21 protein-coding genes are annotated in these 16,493 nt (G+C 58.7%); 14 read left to right on the forward strand and 7 right to left on the reverse strand.

From position 1 onward, the window contains the following. Positions 1-59 precede the first annotated feature (59 nt). Positions 60-3,404 (reverse strand): carbamoyl-phosphate synthase large subunit, encoded by a 3,345-nt coding sequence (gene carB, locus ACR0I7_RS00915; RefSeq protein ID WP_480507506.1) that lies wholly within the window; start codon positions 3,402-3,404, stop codon positions 60-62. Between the two features lie 172 nt (positions 3,405-3,576). Here carB and ACR0I7_RS00920 point away from each other — a divergent pair, with 172 nt between their 5' ends. The 4 genes from ACR0I7_RS00920 to aspS all read left to right on the forward strand — a co-directional run bounded on the left by ACR0I7_RS00920 (position 3,577) and on the right by aspS (position 7,835). Further along, positions 3,577-4,710 carry an aminodeoxychorismate synthase component I gene (locus tag ACR0I7_RS00920; RefSeq protein ID WP_480507508.1) on the forward strand — a complete coding sequence of 378 codons (1,134 nt, stop codon included), beginning with the start codon at positions 3,577-3,579 and terminating at the stop codon, positions 4,708-4,710. Further along, positions 4,665-5,312 carry an aminotransferase class IV family protein gene (locus ACR0I7_RS00925; protein ID WP_480507510.1) on the forward strand — a complete coding sequence of 216 codons (648 nt, stop codon included), beginning with the start codon at positions 4,665-4,667 and terminating at the stop codon, positions 5,310-5,312. The genes ACR0I7_RS00920 and ACR0I7_RS00925 overlap by 46 nt, the downstream gene beginning before the upstream one ends. Further along, entirely contained in the window at positions 5,309-5,980 is a 672-nt protein-coding gene (locus tag ACR0I7_RS00930; protein ID WP_480507512.1) for a CPBP family intramembrane glutamic endopeptidase, read from the forward strand. The genes ACR0I7_RS00925 and ACR0I7_RS00930 overlap by 4 nt, the downstream gene beginning before the upstream one ends. A gap of 79 nt (positions 5,981-6,059) precedes the next feature. Continuing rightward, complete coding sequence (gene aspS / locus ACR0I7_RS00935; protein ID WP_480507514.1) at positions 6,060-7,835, forward strand: aspartate--tRNA ligase; 1,776 nt, start codon at positions 6,060-6,062, stop codon at positions 7,833-7,835. 202 nt (positions 7,836-8,037) lie between these two features. On the opposite strand, the gene ACR0I7_RS00940 is transcribed toward aspS, so the two are convergent. Beyond that, positions 8,038-8,757: a response regulator gene (locus ACR0I7_RS00940; RefSeq protein WP_480507516.1), complete on the reverse strand. Its 720-nt coding sequence runs from the start codon at positions 8,755-8,757 to the stop codon at positions 8,038-8,040. 135 nt (positions 8,758-8,892) lie between these two features. On the opposite strand from ACR0I7_RS00940, the gene mce reads away from it, so the two are divergent. Continuing rightward, a complete protein-coding gene (gene mce / locus ACR0I7_RS00945; protein ID WP_480507518.1) occupies positions 8,893-9,297 on the forward strand; it encodes a methylmalonyl-CoA epimerase in 405 nt (134 codons plus the stop codon). Between the two features lie 22 nt (positions 9,298-9,319). Then, the gene (locus ACR0I7_RS00950) at positions 9,320-9,586 is read left to right on the forward strand and encodes a DUF1467 family protein (RefSeq protein WP_480507520.1); all 267 of its coding nucleotides are present in this window, start codon (positions 9,320-9,322) and stop codon (positions 9,584-9,586) included. A 3-nt stretch (positions 9,587-9,589) separates the two neighbouring features. On the opposite strand, the gene ACR0I7_RS00955 is transcribed toward ACR0I7_RS00950, so the two are convergent. The 3 genes from ACR0I7_RS00955 to ACR0I7_RS00965 form a co-directional block, all read right to left on the reverse strand. Beyond that, positions 9,590-10,288 carry an EI24 domain-containing protein gene (locus ACR0I7_RS00955; RefSeq protein ID WP_480507522.1) on the reverse strand — a complete coding sequence of 233 codons (699 nt, stop codon included), beginning with the start codon at positions 10,286-10,288 and terminating at the stop codon, positions 9,590-9,592. Then, on the reverse strand, positions 10,285-10,863 hold the full coding sequence (locus tag ACR0I7_RS00960) for a nitroreductase family protein (protein ID WP_480507524.1): 579 nt from the start codon (positions 10,861-10,863) through the stop codon (positions 10,285-10,287). Before ACR0I7_RS00960 ends, ACR0I7_RS00955 begins: the two co-directional genes overlap by 4 nt. Before the next feature lie 188 nt (positions 10,864-11,051). Next, positions 11,052-11,300, reverse strand: coding sequence for a hypothetical protein (locus ACR0I7_RS00965; protein ID WP_480507526.1), 249 nt, complete (start codon positions 11,298-11,300; stop codon positions 11,052-11,054). A gap of 118 nt (positions 11,301-11,418) precedes the next feature. Between ACR0I7_RS00965 and ACR0I7_RS00970 the strand changes: the two genes are divergently transcribed. The 5 genes from ACR0I7_RS00970 to ACR0I7_RS00990 all read left to right on the forward strand — a co-directional run bounded on the left by ACR0I7_RS00970 (position 11,419) and on the right by ACR0I7_RS00990 (position 13,352). Then, the gene (locus ACR0I7_RS00970) at positions 11,419-12,129 is read left to right on the forward strand and encodes a M48 family metallopeptidase (protein WP_480507528.1); all 711 of its coding nucleotides are present in this window, start codon (positions 11,419-11,421) and stop codon (positions 12,127-12,129) included. Further along, the gene (locus ACR0I7_RS00975) at positions 12,126-12,494 is read left to right on the forward strand and encodes a YigZ family protein (RefSeq protein WP_480507530.1); all 369 of its coding nucleotides are present in this window, start codon (positions 12,126-12,128) and stop codon (positions 12,492-12,494) included. Before ACR0I7_RS00970 ends, ACR0I7_RS00975 begins: the two co-directional genes overlap by 4 nt. Before the next feature lie 66 nt (positions 12,495-12,560). Beyond that, on the forward strand, positions 12,561-12,812 hold the full coding sequence (locus ACR0I7_RS00980; RefSeq protein ID WP_480507532.1) for a DUF6455 family protein: 252 nt from the start codon (positions 12,561-12,563) through the stop codon (positions 12,810-12,812). Positions 12,813-12,825: 13 nt separating this feature from the next. Next, positions 12,826-13,095 (forward strand): DUF6455 family protein, encoded by a 270-nt coding sequence (locus tag ACR0I7_RS00985; protein WP_480507534.1) that lies wholly within the window; start codon positions 12,826-12,828, stop codon positions 13,093-13,095. After that, positions 13,095-13,352 carry a DUF6455 family protein gene (locus ACR0I7_RS00990; RefSeq protein WP_480507536.1) on the forward strand — a complete coding sequence of 86 codons (258 nt, stop codon included), beginning with the start codon at positions 13,095-13,097 and terminating at the stop codon, positions 13,350-13,352. The genes ACR0I7_RS00985 and ACR0I7_RS00990 overlap by 1 nt, the downstream gene beginning before the upstream one ends. Before the next feature lie 6 nt (positions 13,353-13,358). Here ACR0I7_RS00990 and ACR0I7_RS00995 read toward each other — a convergent pair whose 3' ends face one another. Next, positions 13,359-13,601, reverse strand: a complete 243-nt coding sequence (locus ACR0I7_RS00995) for a CDGSH iron-sulfur domain-containing protein (protein ID WP_480507538.1) — start codon at positions 13,599-13,601, stop codon at positions 13,359-13,361. Positions 13,602-13,829: 228 nt separating this feature from the next. On the opposite strand from ACR0I7_RS00995, the gene ACR0I7_RS01000 reads away from it, so the two are divergent. The 3 genes from ACR0I7_RS01000 to ACR0I7_RS01010 all read left to right on the forward strand — a co-directional run bounded on the left by ACR0I7_RS01000 (position 13,830) and on the right by ACR0I7_RS01010 (position 14,935). Continuing rightward, positions 13,830-14,018, forward strand: coding sequence for a hypothetical protein (locus ACR0I7_RS01000; protein WP_480507540.1), 189 nt, complete (start codon positions 13,830-13,832; stop codon positions 14,016-14,018). Positions 14,019-14,164: 146 nt separating this feature from the next. Further along, positions 14,165-14,521 (forward strand): diacylglycerol kinase, encoded by a 357-nt coding sequence (locus ACR0I7_RS01005; protein WP_480507542.1) that lies wholly within the window; start codon positions 14,165-14,167, stop codon positions 14,519-14,521. 69 nt (positions 14,522-14,590) lie between these two features. Next, the gene (locus ACR0I7_RS01010) at positions 14,591-14,935 is read left to right on the forward strand and encodes a hypothetical protein (protein ID WP_480507544.1); all 345 of its coding nucleotides are present in this window, start codon (positions 14,591-14,593) and stop codon (positions 14,933-14,935) included. Between the two features lie 82 nt (positions 14,936-15,017). Here ACR0I7_RS01010 and rimO read toward each other — a convergent pair whose 3' ends face one another. Beyond that, on the reverse strand, positions 15,018-16,406 hold the full coding sequence (rimO, locus tag ACR0I7_RS01015) for a 30S ribosomal protein S12 methylthiotransferase RimO (protein WP_480507546.1): 1,389 nt from the start codon (positions 16,404-16,406) through the stop codon (positions 15,018-15,020). Positions 16,407-16,493: the final 87 nt, after the last annotated feature.

Below are 16,493 nucleotides of genomic sequence, written 5' to 3' on the forward strand. Positions count from 1 at the left end.
GAGCAAAAGGAAAAAAGCCCCGGACGGGCCGGGGCTTTTTGCTTGTTTTGTATCGTGGATCAGCCTTGAAGCGACTTTACCTCGACTTCCTCTTCGGCCTGCGCCTTGATCGCCAGCGCGGCCGCGTGGCTTGCCGCCGCCGTGGTGTAGTAGGGGATTTTGTCGTAGAGCGCGATTGAGCGGATCGCCTTGCTGTCCTCGACCGCCTGTGCGCCTTCGGTTGTGTTCACAACCAGCTGGACCTGACCGTCCTTGAGCATGTCGACCACGTCGGGGCGACCCTCATAGACTTTGTTGACCACATCGCAGGCCACGCCCTGTGCCTCAAGCCAGGTTTGCGTGCCGCGGGTTGCGACCAACGAGAACCCTTGTCCGACCAATACCTGAGCTGCCTCGAGCATCGCAGGTGTCTTGTCGGCATCCTTGATCGAGATGAAGGCACGGCCAGACGATGGCAACACCATGCCAGCCCCCATCTGCGCCTTCAGGAAGGCGCGCGGGAAGTCGCGGTCCCAGCCCATAACCTCGCCGGTCGAGCGCATCTCGGGGCCCAGAATGGTATCGACGCCGGGGAAACGGGCGAAGGGCAGCACCGCCTCTTTCACCGAGAACCATGGCATATCCGGGTCGGCCAGCGTCATCTGATCGGCGATCTTGGTGTCGTCGACCGTCTTGTAGGCCGGGCGCATCGGGAAGCCCGAGAGCTTTTCCCCCGCCATCAAGCGCGCGGCGATGGATGCGATGGCGCTGTCTGTGGCCTTGGCGACGAAGGGCACCGTACGCGAGGCGCGCGGATTTACCTCGATCAGATAGATTTCATCATCCTTGATCGCGAACTGCACATTCATCAGGCCAACCACATTCAACGCCTTGGCCAGTTTGAATGCCTGATCCTTGATCCGGTCGATGACCTCTGCCGACAGCGAGTAGGGCGGCAATGAACAGGCGCTGTCGCCCGAATGCACACCGGCCTCTTCGATATGCTGCATGATGCCTGCGACGTGGACATCGGTGCCATCGCACAGCGCGTCAACGTCCAGTTCAACCGCGCCAGCCAGATAGCTGTCGAGCAGAACGGGGCTGTCGCCCGAAACCACCACGGCCTCGTTGATATAGCGTCTCAGCTGATCCATATCGCGCACGATTTCCATCGCGCGGCCGCCCAGCACGTAGGAGGGGCGGATCACCAGCGGAAAGCCGATCTCTTCGGCAATCTCAAGCGCCTGTTCGTCGGTCGAGGCGATGCCGTTCTTGGGCTGTTTCAGGCCCAGATCGTTGACCAGCGCCTGGAAACGTTCACGGTCTTCGGCCAGATCGATGGCGTCCGGCGTGGTGCCCAGGATCGGGATACCTTCGGCCTCAAGCGCGTTGGCCAGTTTCAGCGGGGTTTGACCGCCGAACTGAACGATCACACCGTGCAACGTGCCATTTTCCTGCTCTTTCGTCAGGATTTCCATCACATGTTCAAAGGTCAGCGGCTCGAAATATAGCCGGTCCGAGGTGTCATAGTCGGTCGAAACCGTCTCGGGGTTGCAGTTGATCATGATGGTCTCATAGCCCGCATCGGTCAGTGCGAAACAGGCGTGACAGCAGCAATAGTCGAACTCGATCCCCTGACCGATCCGGTTCGGGCCACCACCCAGAATCACAACCTTCTTGCGGTCGCTTGGCCGCGCCTCGCATTCGACCTCACCCATCATCGGGGCCTCATAGGTCGAGTACATATAGGGTGTTTGCGCCTCAAATTCGGCGGCGCAGGTGTCGATGCGTTTGAACACGGCGCAGACACCCAGATTGCGGCGGGCGCGGCGGACATTGTCTTCTTCACGACCGGTCAGATTGCCCAGACGCGCATCGGTGAAACCCAGCATCTTGAGCTTGCGGATGCCTTCCTCGGTCACGGGCAGGCCGTCTTTACGCACCTGACGCTCGGCGTCGATGATCTCGCGGATGCGGGCCAGGAACCAGGGGTCGAACTTGGTGACGCCGAAAATCTCATCATCAGTCAGACCGTGACGCATGGCCTGCGCGATGGTGCGCAGACGGTCGGGCGTCTGCTGGCTGATCGCCTTGATCACGGCAGCCTTGTCGGTCGCTTCTTCCCAGACGCCCACATTCAGGCCGGAGATTTCGATCTCATCAAAGCCGGTCAGGCCCGATTCCATCGAGGCCAGCGCCTTTTGCATCGATTCGTGGATGGTCCGGCCAATGGACATGGCTTCACCCACCGATTTCATCGCCGTGGTCAGGTAGGGTTCGGAACCGGGGAATTTCTCAAACGCGAACTTCGGAATCTTGGTGACAACATAGTCGATGGTCGGCTCGAACGACGCGGGCGTGACTTTGGTGATGTCGTTGTCCAACTCGTCCAGCGTATAGCCCACGGCCAGCTTGGCCGCGATCTTGGCAATCGGGAAACCGGTCGCCTTGGAGGCCAGCGCGGAGGAGCGCGACACGCGCGGGTTCATCTCGATCACAACCATGCGGCCATCGACCGGGTTGATCGCCCATTGCACGTTCGACCCGCCGGTTTCGACGCCGATCTCACGCAGAACGGCAATTGAGTGGTTGCGCATGATCTGGTATTCTTTGTCGGTCAGCGTCAGGGCCGGGGCCACAGTGATCGAGTCACCTGTATGCACGCCCATCGGATCGACGTTTTCGATGGAACACACGATGATGGCGTTGTCGGCAGTGTCGCGCACCACTTCCATCTCGTATTCTTTCCAGCCCAGCAGGCTTTCGTCGATCAGGATCTGACCCACGGGCGAGGCATCCATGCCCGAGCGGCAAATATGGATATAATCCTCGCGGTTATATGCCACGCCACCGCCGGTGCCGCCTAGGGTAAAGGCGGGGCGGATAATCGCAGGCAGGCCCACTGTTTCCAAAGTTTCCAGAGCCAGCGCCACGCCGGCGTCGAGGTTTTTCTTTCCGCTCTCATCCTTGGGGGCGGTCACGATCTCGGCCTTGGGGTTTTCGATGCCCAACCGGTCCATCGCTTCACGGAACAGGGCGCGGTCCTCAGCCATTTCGATGGCGTCGCGTTTGGCGCCAATCATCTCGACGCCGAACTCTTCCAGCACTCCCATCTCTTCCAAAGCCAGCGAGGTGTTCAGGCCAGTCTGCCCACCCATGGTGGGCAGCAGCGCATCGGGGCGTTCTTTTTCGATGATCTTGGCGACAACCTCGGGCGTGATCGGTTCGATATAGGTGGCATCGGCCAGGCCGGGGTCGGTCATGATTGTCGCCGGGTTTGAGTTCACCAGGATAACCCGGTACCCTTCCTCGCGCAGCGCCTTACACGCTTGTGCGCCGGAATAGTCGAACTCGCAGGCTTGTCCGATGACAATGGGGCCCGCCCCGATGATCATGATCGACTGTATGTCGGTTCTCTTCGGCATGGCCAAGCCCCTTCGATTTTGCACGAGTCGCGGGCACCGCCCAAGCGCCCAAATTGTCGTGGGTTATAGGGACCGGGACGAAAGGTTCAAGAGGGATCGGAAACAGAAGCGAATTTGCCGCTTTCCCCCCTTTCCCTTGTCACCGTATTCTCTATATCGCGCAGGACGGTAGATGAGGAAGCAATTGCGTATTCGTTTCGATCACGGACCTGCGGGGTCAGGAACCGGCTTTGACCGGCCTGTTCGGCTGATCCGTGCAGATACTGCAGCGGATGTCGCGCCAGCTTTGGCAGCGCTGGATGAGGCGCGGGCGCAGGGGGCCTGGCTTGCGGGATATGCCAGCTATGAGCTGGGCTATGTGCTTGAGCCGCGTCTGCAGGAGCGGCTGCTGGATGGGCGACGCCTGCCGCTGCTGTGTTTTGGGGTCTATGATTCGCCATCGACGCTGGACCTGCCCACAGGCCCGGCAGCTATCTCCGCGTTTCAGCCGCGCTGGGACGAGGCGAGCTATACGCGCGCATTCCGGTCTGTTCACGACGCCATCGGCGCTGGGGATATCTATCAGGCCAACCTGACCTTTCCGATCGATCTGCAGTTTACCGGGGACAGTTCGGCCCTTTACGCTGCATTGTTGAGCAAGCAGCAGGTCGGGCATGGGGCGTTGGTGCTGCAGGACGGGCTGCCCGATCTGCTGAGCCGGTCGCCCGAGTTGTTTTTCCGGACAGATGCAGATGGGCTTATCGAAACACGCCCGATGAAGGGCACCCAGCCCCGTAGCGAAGATCTGACCGAAGATTCGCGTCGTCGGGCCTTTCTGTCCCAAGATGCCAAGAACCGCGCTGAAAATCTGATGATCGTCGATTTGTTGCGTAATGATATCAGCCGGGTCGCTCTGCCGGGGACGGTGACAGTGCCCGAGCTTTTTAAGGTCGAGACCTATGCGACAGTGCATCAGATGGTTTCGCTTGTTCGGGCAAAGCTGCAGGTGGGGGCCGGGCTGTCAGATATTCTGAACGCATTGTTTCCCTGCGGCTCTATCACAGGTGCGCCCAAGATCCACGCGATGGAGATTTTGTCCGAGCTTGAGCCCTGGCCGCGCGATATCTATTGCGGAGCGATTGGCTGGGCGGCCCCCGACGGGCGGTCGGAATTCAACGTCGCGATTCGCACGTTGATGGTTGACGATGGCGTCGCAACGCTGAACGTGGGCGGTGGCGTCGTCTGGGACAGCACGGCCCCGTCCGAGTACGAGGAAGCCTTATGGAAAACCCGATTTGCACGCCAACTGAGCCTGATTTCCGTCTGATCGAAACACTGGCATTCCGGCCCGGTCAGGGGTTTGTCCGACGTGATCGCCATCTTGCCCGCATGGCGCGTTCGGCAGATGTGCTGGACATTGCTTTTGACGCTGATCGGGCGCTCGGGGTCTTGGAGGCGATCAAAGAAGATGTTCCGCTGCGCTGCCGACTCACACTGGATGCCGCTGGGCGATTTGACGTCACAACAGGGGTGCTGACTGAGAACCCGTCGCACTGGCGGCTGGGGGTTTCAGAGGTCAGGCTGAATTCGTCGGATCCCTGGCTGGGCCACAAGACAACCCGCCGCGCGGTTTATGACACTGCGCGCGCGGCTTTGCCTGACGGTCTGGACGAGCTGCTGTTTCTGAACGAGCTTGGCGAACTGTGTGAGGGTTCCATCACAAACCTGTTCCTAGAAATACCCGATGGGCGTTGGCTGACACCGGCGCTGTCTTCGGGGGTGTTGCCCGGCATCCTGCGCGAGGAACTGCTGGAAACAGAAAGGGTTACCGAGGCAACTCTGACATTGACCGATCTGCATAAGGCCAGGAGCGTACACATGGGCAATTCCCTGAGAGGGCTGATCCGAGTGGAGCTGGCAACACTATGAGCGAACAGGGTGAATTGACCCCGGCGGTCGTTCCGCAGATGCGCCTTCGACTGGAATTCGGCGCATTCTTCGTGGCCGCACCGTTGCTGATTGCAGTCCTGTTTCCACCCAACTGGATGTTCCCGGCCCTGTTTGCCTTTACTGCGCTAGGCATCATTCTGCTGCACAATACACCGGGATTTTCCTGGGCCGAGCTGCGTTGTGGCTGGCGCAACTGGACGTGGCGTGAGGTCATCCTGTTTTCGCTAGCGATGCTGGTTTTCTGCGCCTGTCTGGTGACCATGACCCGGCCCGATGCGGCGTTTTTTCTGCTGCTGCACCGTCCAGAGATGCTAGCCTTTATCTGGATCGGATACCCGTTGCTGTCTGCGCTGCCGCAAGAACTGTTGTTCCGACCGTTGTTCTTCCGCCGCTACCAAGCGGTTCTGCCTGCTGGCCGCGGGGCCGACCTGCTGAACGCGGCCCTGTTTTCGTTCGCTCATCTGATGTACTGGAGCTGGATCGTCGCTCTGATGACATTTGCCGGCGGGCTTTTGTTCTCGTGGGCATATCGCAAGCGGGGATCGTTCTTTTTTGCGGTGTTGCTGCACGCGATTGCGGGCAATATCATCTTTGCTGCGGGTCTTGGCATTTATTTCTACTCGGGCAATGTGCAAAGGCCGTTTTGAAGGGCCAAGTCGCCTTGACTTTCCAAGCCTGACAGGGTGTATCGGCGCGACGAATTCTGCGCCCGAAGGGATATGATCCATGCACGCCTATCGCAGCCACACCTGCGCCGCTCTGACCGCCGCCAATGTCGGTGAAACCGTCCGCCTGTCCGGTTGGGTGCATCGCGTCCGAGATCACGGCGGCGTGCTGTTCATCGACCTGCGCGACCATTTCGGCGTGACGCAGGTTCTGTGCGACGGCGACAGCGCGGCTTTTGCCGAGCTGGAGAAGGTGCGTTCGGAATGGTGTATTCGCATCGACGGCACCGTCAAAGCGCGCGATGCCGATCTGGTGAACGCAAAACTGCCCACCGGTGAGATCGAAGTTTACGTGCGCGAGTTGGAAGTGCTGGGCGCCGCTGACGAACTGCCGCTGATGGTTTTCGGCGATCAGGAATATCCTGAGGAAACCCGCCTGCGCTATCGCTATCTGGACCTGCGCCGCGAGGCGATGCAACAGAACATGACCCTGCGTTCGGATGTGGTCGCCTCAATGCGCCGTCGGATGTGGGATCAGGGCTTTCGTGAGTATCAGACGCCGATCATTACGGCCTCGTCACCCGAAGGTGCGCGCGACTTTCTGGTGCCGTCGCGCCTGCATCCGGGCAAGTTCTATGCGTTGCCGCAGGCGCCGCAGCAGTTCAAGCAGTTGATCATGGTCTCGGGCTTCGACAAATATTTCCAGATCGCGCCCTGTTTCCGGGATGAGGACCCGCGCGCGGATCGCTCGCCCACCGATTTCTATCAGCTTGACCTCGAGATGTCCTTTGTCGAGCAGCAGGACGTGTTCGACACGATCCAGCCGGTTCTGACTGGGGTGTTCGAAGAGTTCGGCGGTGGTCGCAAGGTCGATCAGGACTGGCCGCAGATTTCCTATAAGGATGCTGCTTTGTGGTATGGCTCTGACAAGCCCGACCTGCGCAATCCTATTAAAATGCAAGTGGTCTCCGACCACTTTCGCGGGTCTGGCTTCGCGATTTTCGCCAAGCTGCTGGAGCAGGAAGGCACCGAGATTCGCGCCATCCCGGCGCCGACCGGTGGCAGCCGCAAGTTCTGTGACCGTATGAACGCATTCGCTCAGAAAGAAGGGCTGCCCGGTATGGGCTATATCTTCTGGCGCGATCAGGGCGAGGGGATGGAGGCGGCTGGCCCGTTGGCGAAAAACATCGGCCCCGAACGGACCGAGGCGATCCGGCAGCAACTGGGGCTGGGCGTCGGCGATGCGGCGTTTTTCCTGGGCGGCAAGCCGAAAGCCTTTGAAAAAGTGGCGGGCAAAGCGCGTGATGTGATCGGTGAAGAACTGAACCTGACCGAGAAAGACCGTTTCGCTTTTGCCTGGATTGTGGATTTCCCGATCTACGAGCAGGACGAAGAAACCGGTGCCATCGACTTTGAGCACAACCCCTTCTCAATGCCGCAGGGCGGGATGGAGGCGCTGGAGGGGAATCCTCTGGATGTGCGCGGCTATCAATATGACCTGGCCTGTAATGGGTACGAACTGGTTTCGGGCGCGATCCGGAACCACAAGCCCGAGATCATGTTGAAGGCCTTTGAACTGGCAGGCTATGGTGCGGATGAGGTCAAATCCCGCTTTGGCGCATTGTTCAATGCGTTCCATTATGGCGCTCCGCCGCACGGGGGGTGTGCCGCGGGTATCGACCGGATCGTGATGCTGCTGGCCGATGAGGCTAACATCCGCGAGGTCATGATGTTCCCGATGAACCAGCGCGCCGAAGACCTTATGATGGACGCCCCTTCGGATCCAAGTTCGGATCAGCTGATGGAACTGGGCCTGCGCATCATCCCGCAAGAGTGAGAGCAAAGCGTCCACCGTGCGCGGACGCTTTCTTCGCCGCGTCCGCAGATCGGGTTCACAGGCGCATGAGTTTGTCGCGACCTATTCGAGTAGCTGTCTCCGGCCCTCTCGGCTGGTCCGGATAGAACGTGCTGTGGTTCTGGCCCGGTGATAGAACCATGCGCACAGCAAAGTGGCGGTGATGAAATAGGCAACAGTCACCTCAGATTGCCTCCCTTTGCTTCAGGCGATTTTGCACCAGACCGGCGACGCGCGCCGCGTGGATTGTGATTGGTGCCCCTGCGGCCTGCGACAGCGCCAGTTGCCGCGTGGCCTCGGCCAGGGCGGTGTCATCTGCATCCCGGGCCACCCCGCGCAGGAACTGAACGGCATAATCCAGCGCGTTGCTGTCGTTAGTTCCGGTCAGCACATCGGCGATGTGCGCCATATCATCCTGATAGGCCATCGGGTCCGGCTGGATGATCTCATCTTGCACCGCATGCAGGTCACTTGGGCGACGATCCTCGGGCAAAAGCTCCAGAATGCTGCGCTGGAAATAGGCAAGCGAGCTTAGCGGTTTGGTCAGAAAACCGTCTGCCCCCGCTTGAATCGCCATGGCCTGCGCCCCGTCATCGCCGGACATGCCCAGTATGGCGCCAATACGCGGGACCGCCTTGTTAAGTTCGCCGATCAGATCAGCACCGGAGCCGTCAGGCAAGCCCATATCCACAATTATGACAGACGGGCGATAGATCTTCAGATGCCGGCGGGCGGATTTCAGGCAATCCGCGCGGCGAATGCGCGCGCCGCTGTGCATACACATCAGCCGCATCGCGTCGCAGACATACCGGCTGTCTTCGACAATGAGGATGGTCTGACCCAGTAAAGGCCGGTTGGCGTTGGGCAGAGGGGGCGAGGTGGCAAATGGGCCCGAATCGTCCATGGCAAAGCTCCTGTTCAGCAGATGCCTCACGCTAGGAACTTCTGGCTAACACAGGGTTAATGGGCGATTTGGCGCACTTGCTCTTTGCAGGGGCTGCCCCCATAACCCAGTCAACGCTGAACAGAGGAGAGTTCTATGATTGGTCGTCTGAACCACGTTGCCATCGCCGTCCCGGACCTTGAGGCTGCTGCCGAGCAGTACCGGACTGCGCTGGGTGCCAAAGTTGGTGCACCGCAGGACGAACCTGATCACGGTGTGACGGTGATCTTTATCGAACTGCCCAATACTAAGATCGAGCTGCTGTATCCGCTGGGCGATGACAGCCCAATCAACGGCTTTCTGGAAAAGAACCCGGCCGGCGGCATTCACCATGTCTGCTATGAGGTTGAGGACATCATAGCGGCCCGCGACCACCTGAAAGAAACCGGCGCGCGTGTGCTGGGGTCCGGCGAGCCGAAGATCGGGGCGCATGGCAAACCTGTTCTTTTCCTTCATCCCAAGGACTTCAACGGCTGCCTTGTCGAACTGGAACAGATCTAATCCTTAGGCCGGAGGCCCTCTTATGACGATCACTGCCGCTCTGGTCTTGTTCGCCGTTATTTGGTTCCTAACGCTGCTTATTGTATTGCCGGTGCGGATCAAAACGCAGGGTGATGTCGGTGAGATTGTGCCGGGCACCCATGCGGGGGCACCCGAAGAGCATCATCTGAAGAAAAAGATGTGGATCACCACCGGCATTTCGGTGGTGCTCTGGGCGATCATTGCCGGGATTATCATTTCGGGCGTGATCTCGGTGCGTGACTTCGACTGGCTGAACCAGTTGGACTAGCTGTCAGGATCTGGTTCCTGACAGCCCGTGATAGATGTGGGTGAAGGTTGCGGCGCCGATAATCGGGATCACAAGGTTCACCAGCGGCACGGATAACGGGATCGCCATCAGCGTTCCCGCGACCCAGATTGTGACCGTGTGCTTTGATCGCAGTTTTCGCGCACCTTCACGACCCAGTCGTCGCATGGCCGCAAGCGTAAAATATTCGCGCCCCAGCAGGAATCCGTTCATGGCCCAGAAGATGAAGGGCGCAAACGGTGTGAAGATGGCGTAAAGGATCAGCGCAAGCAAATTGGCGACGATCAACACGCCCAGAAAGCTCAACGTGTCTCGCAGCGCGTCCGCAAAAGGGATGCGTGGTGTTTGAGGTAGTGTGGGGTAGTGCTTGTCCTCTACGGCCTGCGCGACCTCATCCAGAAACATCGAGGTGATGGCAGAGGCCACAGGCACCATCAGGAAAATCGACAGTACCATCATCAGTAAAAACGATGAGATACTGAGCAGGTCGTTCAGCCAGGTCACTTCGCCCAGAACGGGCAGCATGGCCTGATCACCAACCAGCGCGTTGATCAGCCACAAAAGCCCGGCATAGGCCGCCACCAAAAGGGCGAATGTCAGCGCGATTCCCAGCAGTAGGACTTTGCGAAACCGCGGGTCGCCGATCTGGCCCAGGGCCTTCAGGAAAGACTGTATGATGATCATTCCGAGACCCATTCCGTCAGCGCCGCGACATCCGGGCGCGGGCGCTCGGGCGGGGTTTTACCTTCGGTTGCGATATGGACAAACCCCACGACCCGTTCGTTCTCGGCAAGACCCAGCCCGTCTTTGCAGAACATCCGATCATGTGCGGGCCAGCCCGAAAGCCAGTTCGCCCCCCAGCCGGCCGCAAGTGCTGCGTTCAGCAGCGCCAGACAAGCTGCGCCCGCGGAATAGGTCTGCTCAATGGCGGGCACTTTGTCCGAGGCCTTTTGCACTTCGATGACAGCGACGGCCAGATGACCCATGTCGAACTGGCTGCGGGCTTTGGCAATTTCTTCGTGCGTTTTGTTCAGCGCAGCGCCCCGCTGTTCGGTGAGGGCGGCCAGGCGGGGCATCGCCCCCTTTTCCAGAACGACAAAGCGCCACGGCTCAAGCTTGCCGTGGTCCGGGCTGCGCGCTGCTGCGGTGAGCAAGGGCATCAACTCCTCGCGCGCGGGGGCGGGGGCGATCAGCGTTTTTGCGGGGCGAGACCTGCGGGTCATCAAAAAATCAAGCGCGGCCGGGCTCTTTAAGGACATATGTTAACTTCCTTTACATCAACGCTGTGTATCTCGGTCAGATGTCTGCTGTTTTCAAGGGGATTTGCAAATTGTTCATATTTCTTTTGCGTGAAAGAGTCGCGCTGGCTCTGACCTCGGCGCAAAGGCCGCACGATTTCAGGGCCCTGTCCGTCAGGCTGTTGGAGGCCGAATAACCATGCGGTAAATCACTCGTCCTTTGGCTCTGTCTCGCGTATCTGATAGACGCCTTCAGGCAGATCCAGCGCGGCAGCAAGATCGCGCACCTGTTCGGGAGACAGGGTGATCTTTTGCAGCTGTTCAGTTCGCGGATCCAGCTGCTCAAGGGTCACGCATTCGGCAAAACTGTTGATGACGATATCCTCTTGCAAAGGCTTCGGGCCTTCGTCCACCAGAGTAATCACTGTCGAGTCGAATTCATGCTCAATCGAAAACATAAAATCAGAGTGCCGGGTCAAAAGCAGCATTGCAACCCGTTGTCTGACAAAGACATGATGGAAAGCCCGAAGGTGCCGCGCTAAGGTCATCTTCGGGCTTGATAAGAAAGGACCTGGAATGACCCGTTACGTTCTGTTGCTGATCATGCTTGTTTCAGCATGCGGCCTGAGCCCCAACAGTTCTGGTTTTATCCCGGTCGAGTACTGGAACCCCTCCGCGGACGGCTTGCGCGAGAAGGCTGCCAGTTTCAAAGAGGTCAGCTGGACCGTAGGACGGGCCGCCAGCACAGAATGTCGTCGGCAGACACGTGACATGAACTGCGAGTTCAGAATCCTTGTTGATCCGGACCCCTTCGCCGAGGCCAACGCGTTTCAGACGCTGGACGACGAGGGGCGCCCCTTTATCATCTTTACCCGACCTATGATCGAGTCGACGCAGAACGCGGATGAAATGGCTTTTGTCATGGGGCATGAGGCGGCGCATCATGTTCTTGGCCATATCGCCCGCCAGGCCCAAAACTCGCAGGAAGGCGCACAGATATTCGGTGAACTGGCGCGTGATCGCGGTGCCGATGCCGCCGAGATCGAAGCCGCGCAGAAGCTGGGTGCCGATGTCGGCGTGCAGGTCTATGTAAAGGACTTTGAGCTTGAGGCCGACCGGATGGGCGTGAGCATAACGCATTCAGCCGGGTATAATCCGTTGATTGGTATGGCGTATTTTCAACGCATTCCCGACCCGGGCGATCGTTTTCTGGCGACCCACCCTCCGAATGCGCAGCGGGTGCAGGAGGTCTTGCAGGCCGCGGCCGAGCTGGGGCTGACCCGGTGACCGCGTTGACGCGGCTTGGGGTGGTTCTGACCGACCGGGGTTCGAAATACGCGGTAACCGGAGCTCAGGTTCGAAGCCGCGATGATGTGGATGCCGTGCTTGCCGAACTCAAGTCCGAAAAGAGCTATGCTAAAGCGACGCATAATACCTGGGCTGCCGTTCTGCCGACGGGCGCGCTGAAGGCGGATGACGGAGAAAGTGGCGCCGCAATGGTGATCCTTCGGATGATGGAGCGGGCCGAGGTCACGAACCACGTCATCATCGTCACACGCTGGTATGGCGGAAAAAAGCTGGGCGGAGACCGGTTTCGCCGGGTGCAGGACGCGACGCGCGCCTATCTGGCTCAGGCCAAAACAGGCTTTTGACTTGCATCAAAGGCAGGCGCGCCATTGTGTGGCACCCTTTCCTTATGCGACGGGAAAGGAAACTGCATGCCGACTCGTGAGATGTTACGACGCCACGCCGAGCTTGTTGACCGAATGGCCACGACTCTGGGCGTGGATCTGGAAGCGGCGGCGATTAGTGGGCAGGTCTCGGTTGATGAGATTTCAGACGCCGTTCTAAGCTGTACGAATTGTCCCAATCCCAACCATTGCAAGGCGTTTCTGGCGCATGAGAAACCGTCAGAACAGGCACCGGAATACTGCAGAAATCAGGAACTGCTGCACAGCCTGATACCATAGGTAGAATGGGCAAATGATACAGCTGGGGCAAATCATGACACATATGCGCCTTGTCCTTCGGATGGGACAGGCGACGGGGACCGATCTGGTCGCGGCCCATCGCCGCGGCGACCTGAGCCAGCAGGACTGGGCAGAACTTATTCAACGGTGCCGGGGTTGTACATATGCCTGTCGGTGTGCGGATTGGTTGAGTGAAAATGAAATCGCTGATCTGGCGCCGGAGAACTGCTTAAATCGTGTGCGGTTCGCTGCGCTCAAGTCAGAACAGTCGCGGATGAACTGATGGCCCGCGCTCCGTTAGGCGATATCGAAAAGCACTTTTGGCTCACGCGATCCGTGGCACGTTGTATGGGCGTTTCCATGACCGAAGCGATGGCGGATGGCAGGCTTTCCGAGGCTGATTATGCCCGCTTGGTAACACGTTGCCGTGCAGCTTCTTGCAGTGAGAACTGTGCCGTCTGGTTGTCGATGCAACAGGCACAAGCAAAATCTGCGCCCGACTTCTGCGTGAACGCCGACATGCTGAACGATCTGAGATAAGACGGGTCAGAGCTTTGAGTGTGTTCCATCGCAAAGCGGCAGATTTGATGTCTGCTTGCATCCGCAGAAGAAGACCTTTTTGCTAGAGTCTGCCGTATATTTTACGGGTTCAAACTCAGTGCCTTTATGCGACCCGTCGCAAAATGGCTGGCGCTTAGACTTGCCGCAGGCACACCAGAAATAGCTTTTGCCCTCGGTCACTTCGACCGGAAAGGGTGACTTTTGAGCAATAATAGGTGCATCTGACATCTGGCTACTCCGCTTTGGCTGGTGTCAGATAGTAGCTTAGTCTGGTTGGCGAGAATAAAAAGCCGGGTATCCAGAGGTTTTTTGTTTGAGAGGCCTCCGCAGGCGTGGTTTCGCCTCAAATCACAGGCTTGTTATTGAGGCTGTTGCCAGAAAGACGCCTTGGACGTATTCTGTTTTTGGCCCCGAAAAATTGGGCAATATCAGAAAAGTAATAAAGGATTGATGGACATGAAACTCAAGTTTGCCGCTCTTTGCGCCACCGCAGTTGTATTGGGTGCCTGCGCTCAGCAAGAAGAACCGACCCCGGTTTATGTGCAGCCCAACTATGACAAGTTTGGCTCCCCGAGCTGCTCGGCAGGATATGAACTGGCCACAACCGAAGCGGGTCAGACCGTTTGTAACCCGGTTACACAATAGGCATTCCGCAGGCGGTCCTGTTTGGGGGCCGCCTGCATCTGATCTGAGAATACACCGCCCTTTGAGGGCGGTTTTTCTTTTCTGGTCATCCGGCAAAAATGCTGGTTTTGTTTTCGGGCAGGCAGACCCAAGGAACGAGCGAGCACATGCGAAACTTCTTTCAACGTCTTCGTGATCGCACCCTCTGGAGTTGGCAGGGGCTGGCTGCCACCTGGCGCGAAGAGTATTCGTTCCGGGTTTGGGGCTGGCTGAACCTGATCTCAGTCGTCTGCGCCATAGGACTGCCACTGACGGCTGGCGAGCGAGCACTGATCTTGGCGCTGGGAGTTCTGGTTCTGGTGGCCGAGCTTTTCAACACGGCCATTGAGCGGGCGGTTGATCATACATCCACTGAACATCACCGCCTTGCCGGGCAGGCCAAGGACGCTGCCAGCGCCGCCGTGGCGCTTACAGCGGTGGCGGCGGGGCTGGCGTGGTTGGTAGTGCTGATCAGCCTGATCTGATGGTATCCGGCCGGATCAGTGCCTGCGATACTTATATCCATATCGATGTTTGTATGACTTCAATATGTGATGCTTGGGCTTTTTGTACACGTGCAAACGATGCTTATGCCGCTTGTGGCCATGATGGCGTTTGGCTTTGTGTGGCGCGACGCCGTAGTAGGACGGTTTCGATTTATAAAGCTTTGCGGTCGGCGGCACGAAATGACGGTGTACGTGGTGCGCGCTGCGATGATGAAGACCGTGTTTTGTGGACCCGACTTTTATGAAACCGGCCGAGTCATTTTCGAGATATTGCGCAGCCGCGGGGCTGGTGCCAATATAGGCGGCGATGATCAAAGCCGCGCAGGCTGGCATGATTTTTCTGATATGAAACATGAAAACCTCCTGTCTGTGGGGGGTAACTTCATGTATTAGATTTGGCCGATGGGCGAACAATGCCAATAAACTTGGCTCACAGTTTGCCCATGTCGTTTGTATTCGCGTGATCTGAAGGCAGTCAGACGGGCGTGCCCCACAGATCATACTCCCCAGCTTCGTCCACCTCGACCGTCAGGATATCGCCGGGTTTGAGGGCCTCGAACCCGGTGTCGATGAATAGGTTCCCATCGATTTCGGGCGCATCTGCCTTGGTGCGGCAGGTGGCGGCTTCCTCGTCGACCTCGTCCACGATCACCTCGATCTTTTGCCCGACCTTGGCGGCAAGCTTGGCCTCAGAGATGGCCTGTGCCTTTTCCATGAAGCGTTCCCAGCGCTCTTGCTTGACCTTGGCCGGAACGTGATCCGGCAGGTCGTTCGAGCGTGCGCCAGCCACGTTTTCGTATTGAAAACAGCCCACACGGTCCAGCTGAGCCTCGTCCATCCAATCCAGAAGGGTCTGGAACTCGGCCTCGGTTTCACCGGGATATCCCACGATAAAGGTCGAGCGCAGCGTGATATCGGGGCAGGTCGCGCGCCAGGCGGCGATTTCATCCAGCGTCTTGGCCGCCGCCGCAGGCCGGGCCATGCGCCTCAGTACATCCGGGTGCGCGTGCTGGAACGGGATGTCCAGATAGGGCAGGACGTTGCAGCCGGCATCCGCCATCAACGGGATCAGTTCGCGCACATGCGGGTAGGGATAGACATAATGCAATCGAACCCAGGCATCGAGCTGACCCAGTTCGCGCGCCAGATCCGTGATATGGCTGCGAACTTCGCGATCCTTCCAAGGGTTCACATCGTATTTTCGATCCAACCCATAGGCCGAGGTGTCTTGTGAGATCACCAGCAGCTCGCGTACGCCATTGTCGACCAGCTTTTCGGCCTCGCGCAGAACGGCATGCGCAGGGCGGCTGGCCAGTTTTCCGCGCATGCCGGGAATGATGCAGAACTTGCACTTGTGGTTACAGCCCTCTGAAATCTTGAGATAACTGTAGTGGCGCGGGGTCAGCTGCACACCGCTTGCGGGCAGCAGATCGACAAAGGGATCAGGGTCGGGTGGCACCGCTGCATGTACCGCGTCCAGCACCTGTTCGTATTGATGCGGGCCGGTGACGGCCATGATGCGAGGGTGATGTTCGCGTATGTATTCCGGCTCGGCCCCCAGACATCCGGTCACGATGACCTTGCCGTTCTCAACCAGCGCCTCGCCGATTGCGTCCAGCGATTCAGCCTTGGCGCTGTCCAGAAACCCGCAGGTGTTCACGATCACGGCATCCGCACCTGAATAGTCGGGCGAAATGCCGTACCCTTCGGCCCGCAGACGGGTCAGAATGCGTTCGCTGTCGACCAGAGCTTTGGGACAGCCCAGCGAAACCATGCCAATGGTGGGCTGGTTAGAACGGGGCGTCTCGGTGATCTGGGCAGCAGGGGCCAGGTCAGGGCGGAGGTTTGGCGGGTTTGTAGTCATGGCGCGGCATATAGTGGGGAACGCTTCCCCTTGCAAATGTTGTGTAGACAGGGCTGACTTGCAACAGAGCAGACAAGCCGAAAAAGG

It is taken from the genome of Ruegeria sp. AM1 (genome assembly GCF_056540745.1).

Excerpts from the sequence above, each read along its gene's own strand:
- carB (WP_480507506.1), bottom strand. The coding sequence starts at position 3,404 with ATGCCGAAGAGAACCGACATACAGTCGATCATGATCATCGGGGCGGGC.
- ACR0I7_RS00920 (WP_480507508.1), top strand. The coding sequence starts at position 3,577 with ATGAGGAAGCAATTGCGTATTCGTTTCGATCACGGACCTGCGGGGTCA.
- ACR0I7_RS00925 (WP_480507510.1), top strand. The coding sequence starts at position 4,665 with ATGGAAAACCCGATTTGCACGCCAACTGAGCCTGATTTCCGTCTGATC.
- ACR0I7_RS00930 (WP_480507512.1), top strand. The coding sequence starts at position 5,309 with ATGAGCGAACAGGGTGAATTGACCCCGGCGGTCGTTCCGCAGATGCGC.
- aspS (WP_480507514.1), top strand. The coding sequence starts at position 6,060 with ATGCACGCCTATCGCAGCCACACCTGCGCCGCTCTGACCGCCGCCAAT.
- ACR0I7_RS00940 (WP_480507516.1), bottom strand. The coding sequence starts at position 8,757 with ATGGACGATTCGGGCCCATTTGCCACCTCGCCCCCTCTGCCCAACGCC.
- mce (WP_480507518.1), top strand. The coding sequence starts at position 8,893 with ATGATTGGTCGTCTGAACCACGTTGCCATCGCCGTCCCGGACCTTGAG.
- ACR0I7_RS00950 (WP_480507520.1), top strand. The coding sequence starts at position 9,320 with ATGACGATCACTGCCGCTCTGGTCTTGTTCGCCGTTATTTGGTTCCTA.
- ACR0I7_RS00955 (WP_480507522.1), bottom strand. The coding sequence starts at position 10,288 with ATGATCATCATACAGTCTTTCCTGAAGGCCCTGGGCCAGATCGGCGAC.
- ACR0I7_RS00960 (WP_480507524.1), bottom strand. The coding sequence starts at position 10,863 with ATGTCCTTAAAGAGCCCGGCCGCGCTTGATTTTTTGATGACCCGCAGG.
- ACR0I7_RS00965 (WP_480507526.1), bottom strand. The coding sequence starts at position 11,300 with ATGTTTTCGATTGAGCATGAATTCGACTCGACAGTGATTACTCTGGTG.
- ACR0I7_RS00970 (WP_480507528.1), top strand. The coding sequence starts at position 11,419 with ATGACCCGTTACGTTCTGTTGCTGATCATGCTTGTTTCAGCATGCGGC.
- ACR0I7_RS00980 (WP_480507532.1), top strand. The coding sequence starts at position 12,561 with ATGCCGACTCGTGAGATGTTACGACGCCACGCCGAGCTTGTTGACCGA.
- ACR0I7_RS00985 (WP_480507534.1), top strand. The coding sequence starts at position 12,826 with ATGATACAGCTGGGGCAAATCATGACACATATGCGCCTTGTCCTTCGG.
- ACR0I7_RS00990 (WP_480507536.1), top strand. The coding sequence starts at position 13,095 with ATGGCCCGCGCTCCGTTAGGCGATATCGAAAAGCACTTTTGGCTCACG.
- ACR0I7_RS00995 (WP_480507538.1), bottom strand. The coding sequence starts at position 13,601 with ATGTCAGATGCACCTATTATTGCTCAAAAGTCACCCTTTCCGGTCGAA.
- ACR0I7_RS01000 (WP_480507540.1), top strand. The coding sequence starts at position 13,830 with ATGAAACTCAAGTTTGCCGCTCTTTGCGCCACCGCAGTTGTATTGGGT.
- ACR0I7_RS01005 (WP_480507542.1), top strand. The coding sequence starts at position 14,165 with ATGCGAAACTTCTTTCAACGTCTTCGTGATCGCACCCTCTGGAGTTGG.
- ACR0I7_RS01010 (WP_480507544.1), top strand. The coding sequence starts at position 14,591 with ATGCTTGGGCTTTTTGTACACGTGCAAACGATGCTTATGCCGCTTGTG.
- rimO (WP_480507546.1), bottom strand. The coding sequence starts at position 16,406 with ATGACTACAAACCCGCCAAACCTCCGCCCTGACCTGGCCCCTGCTGCC.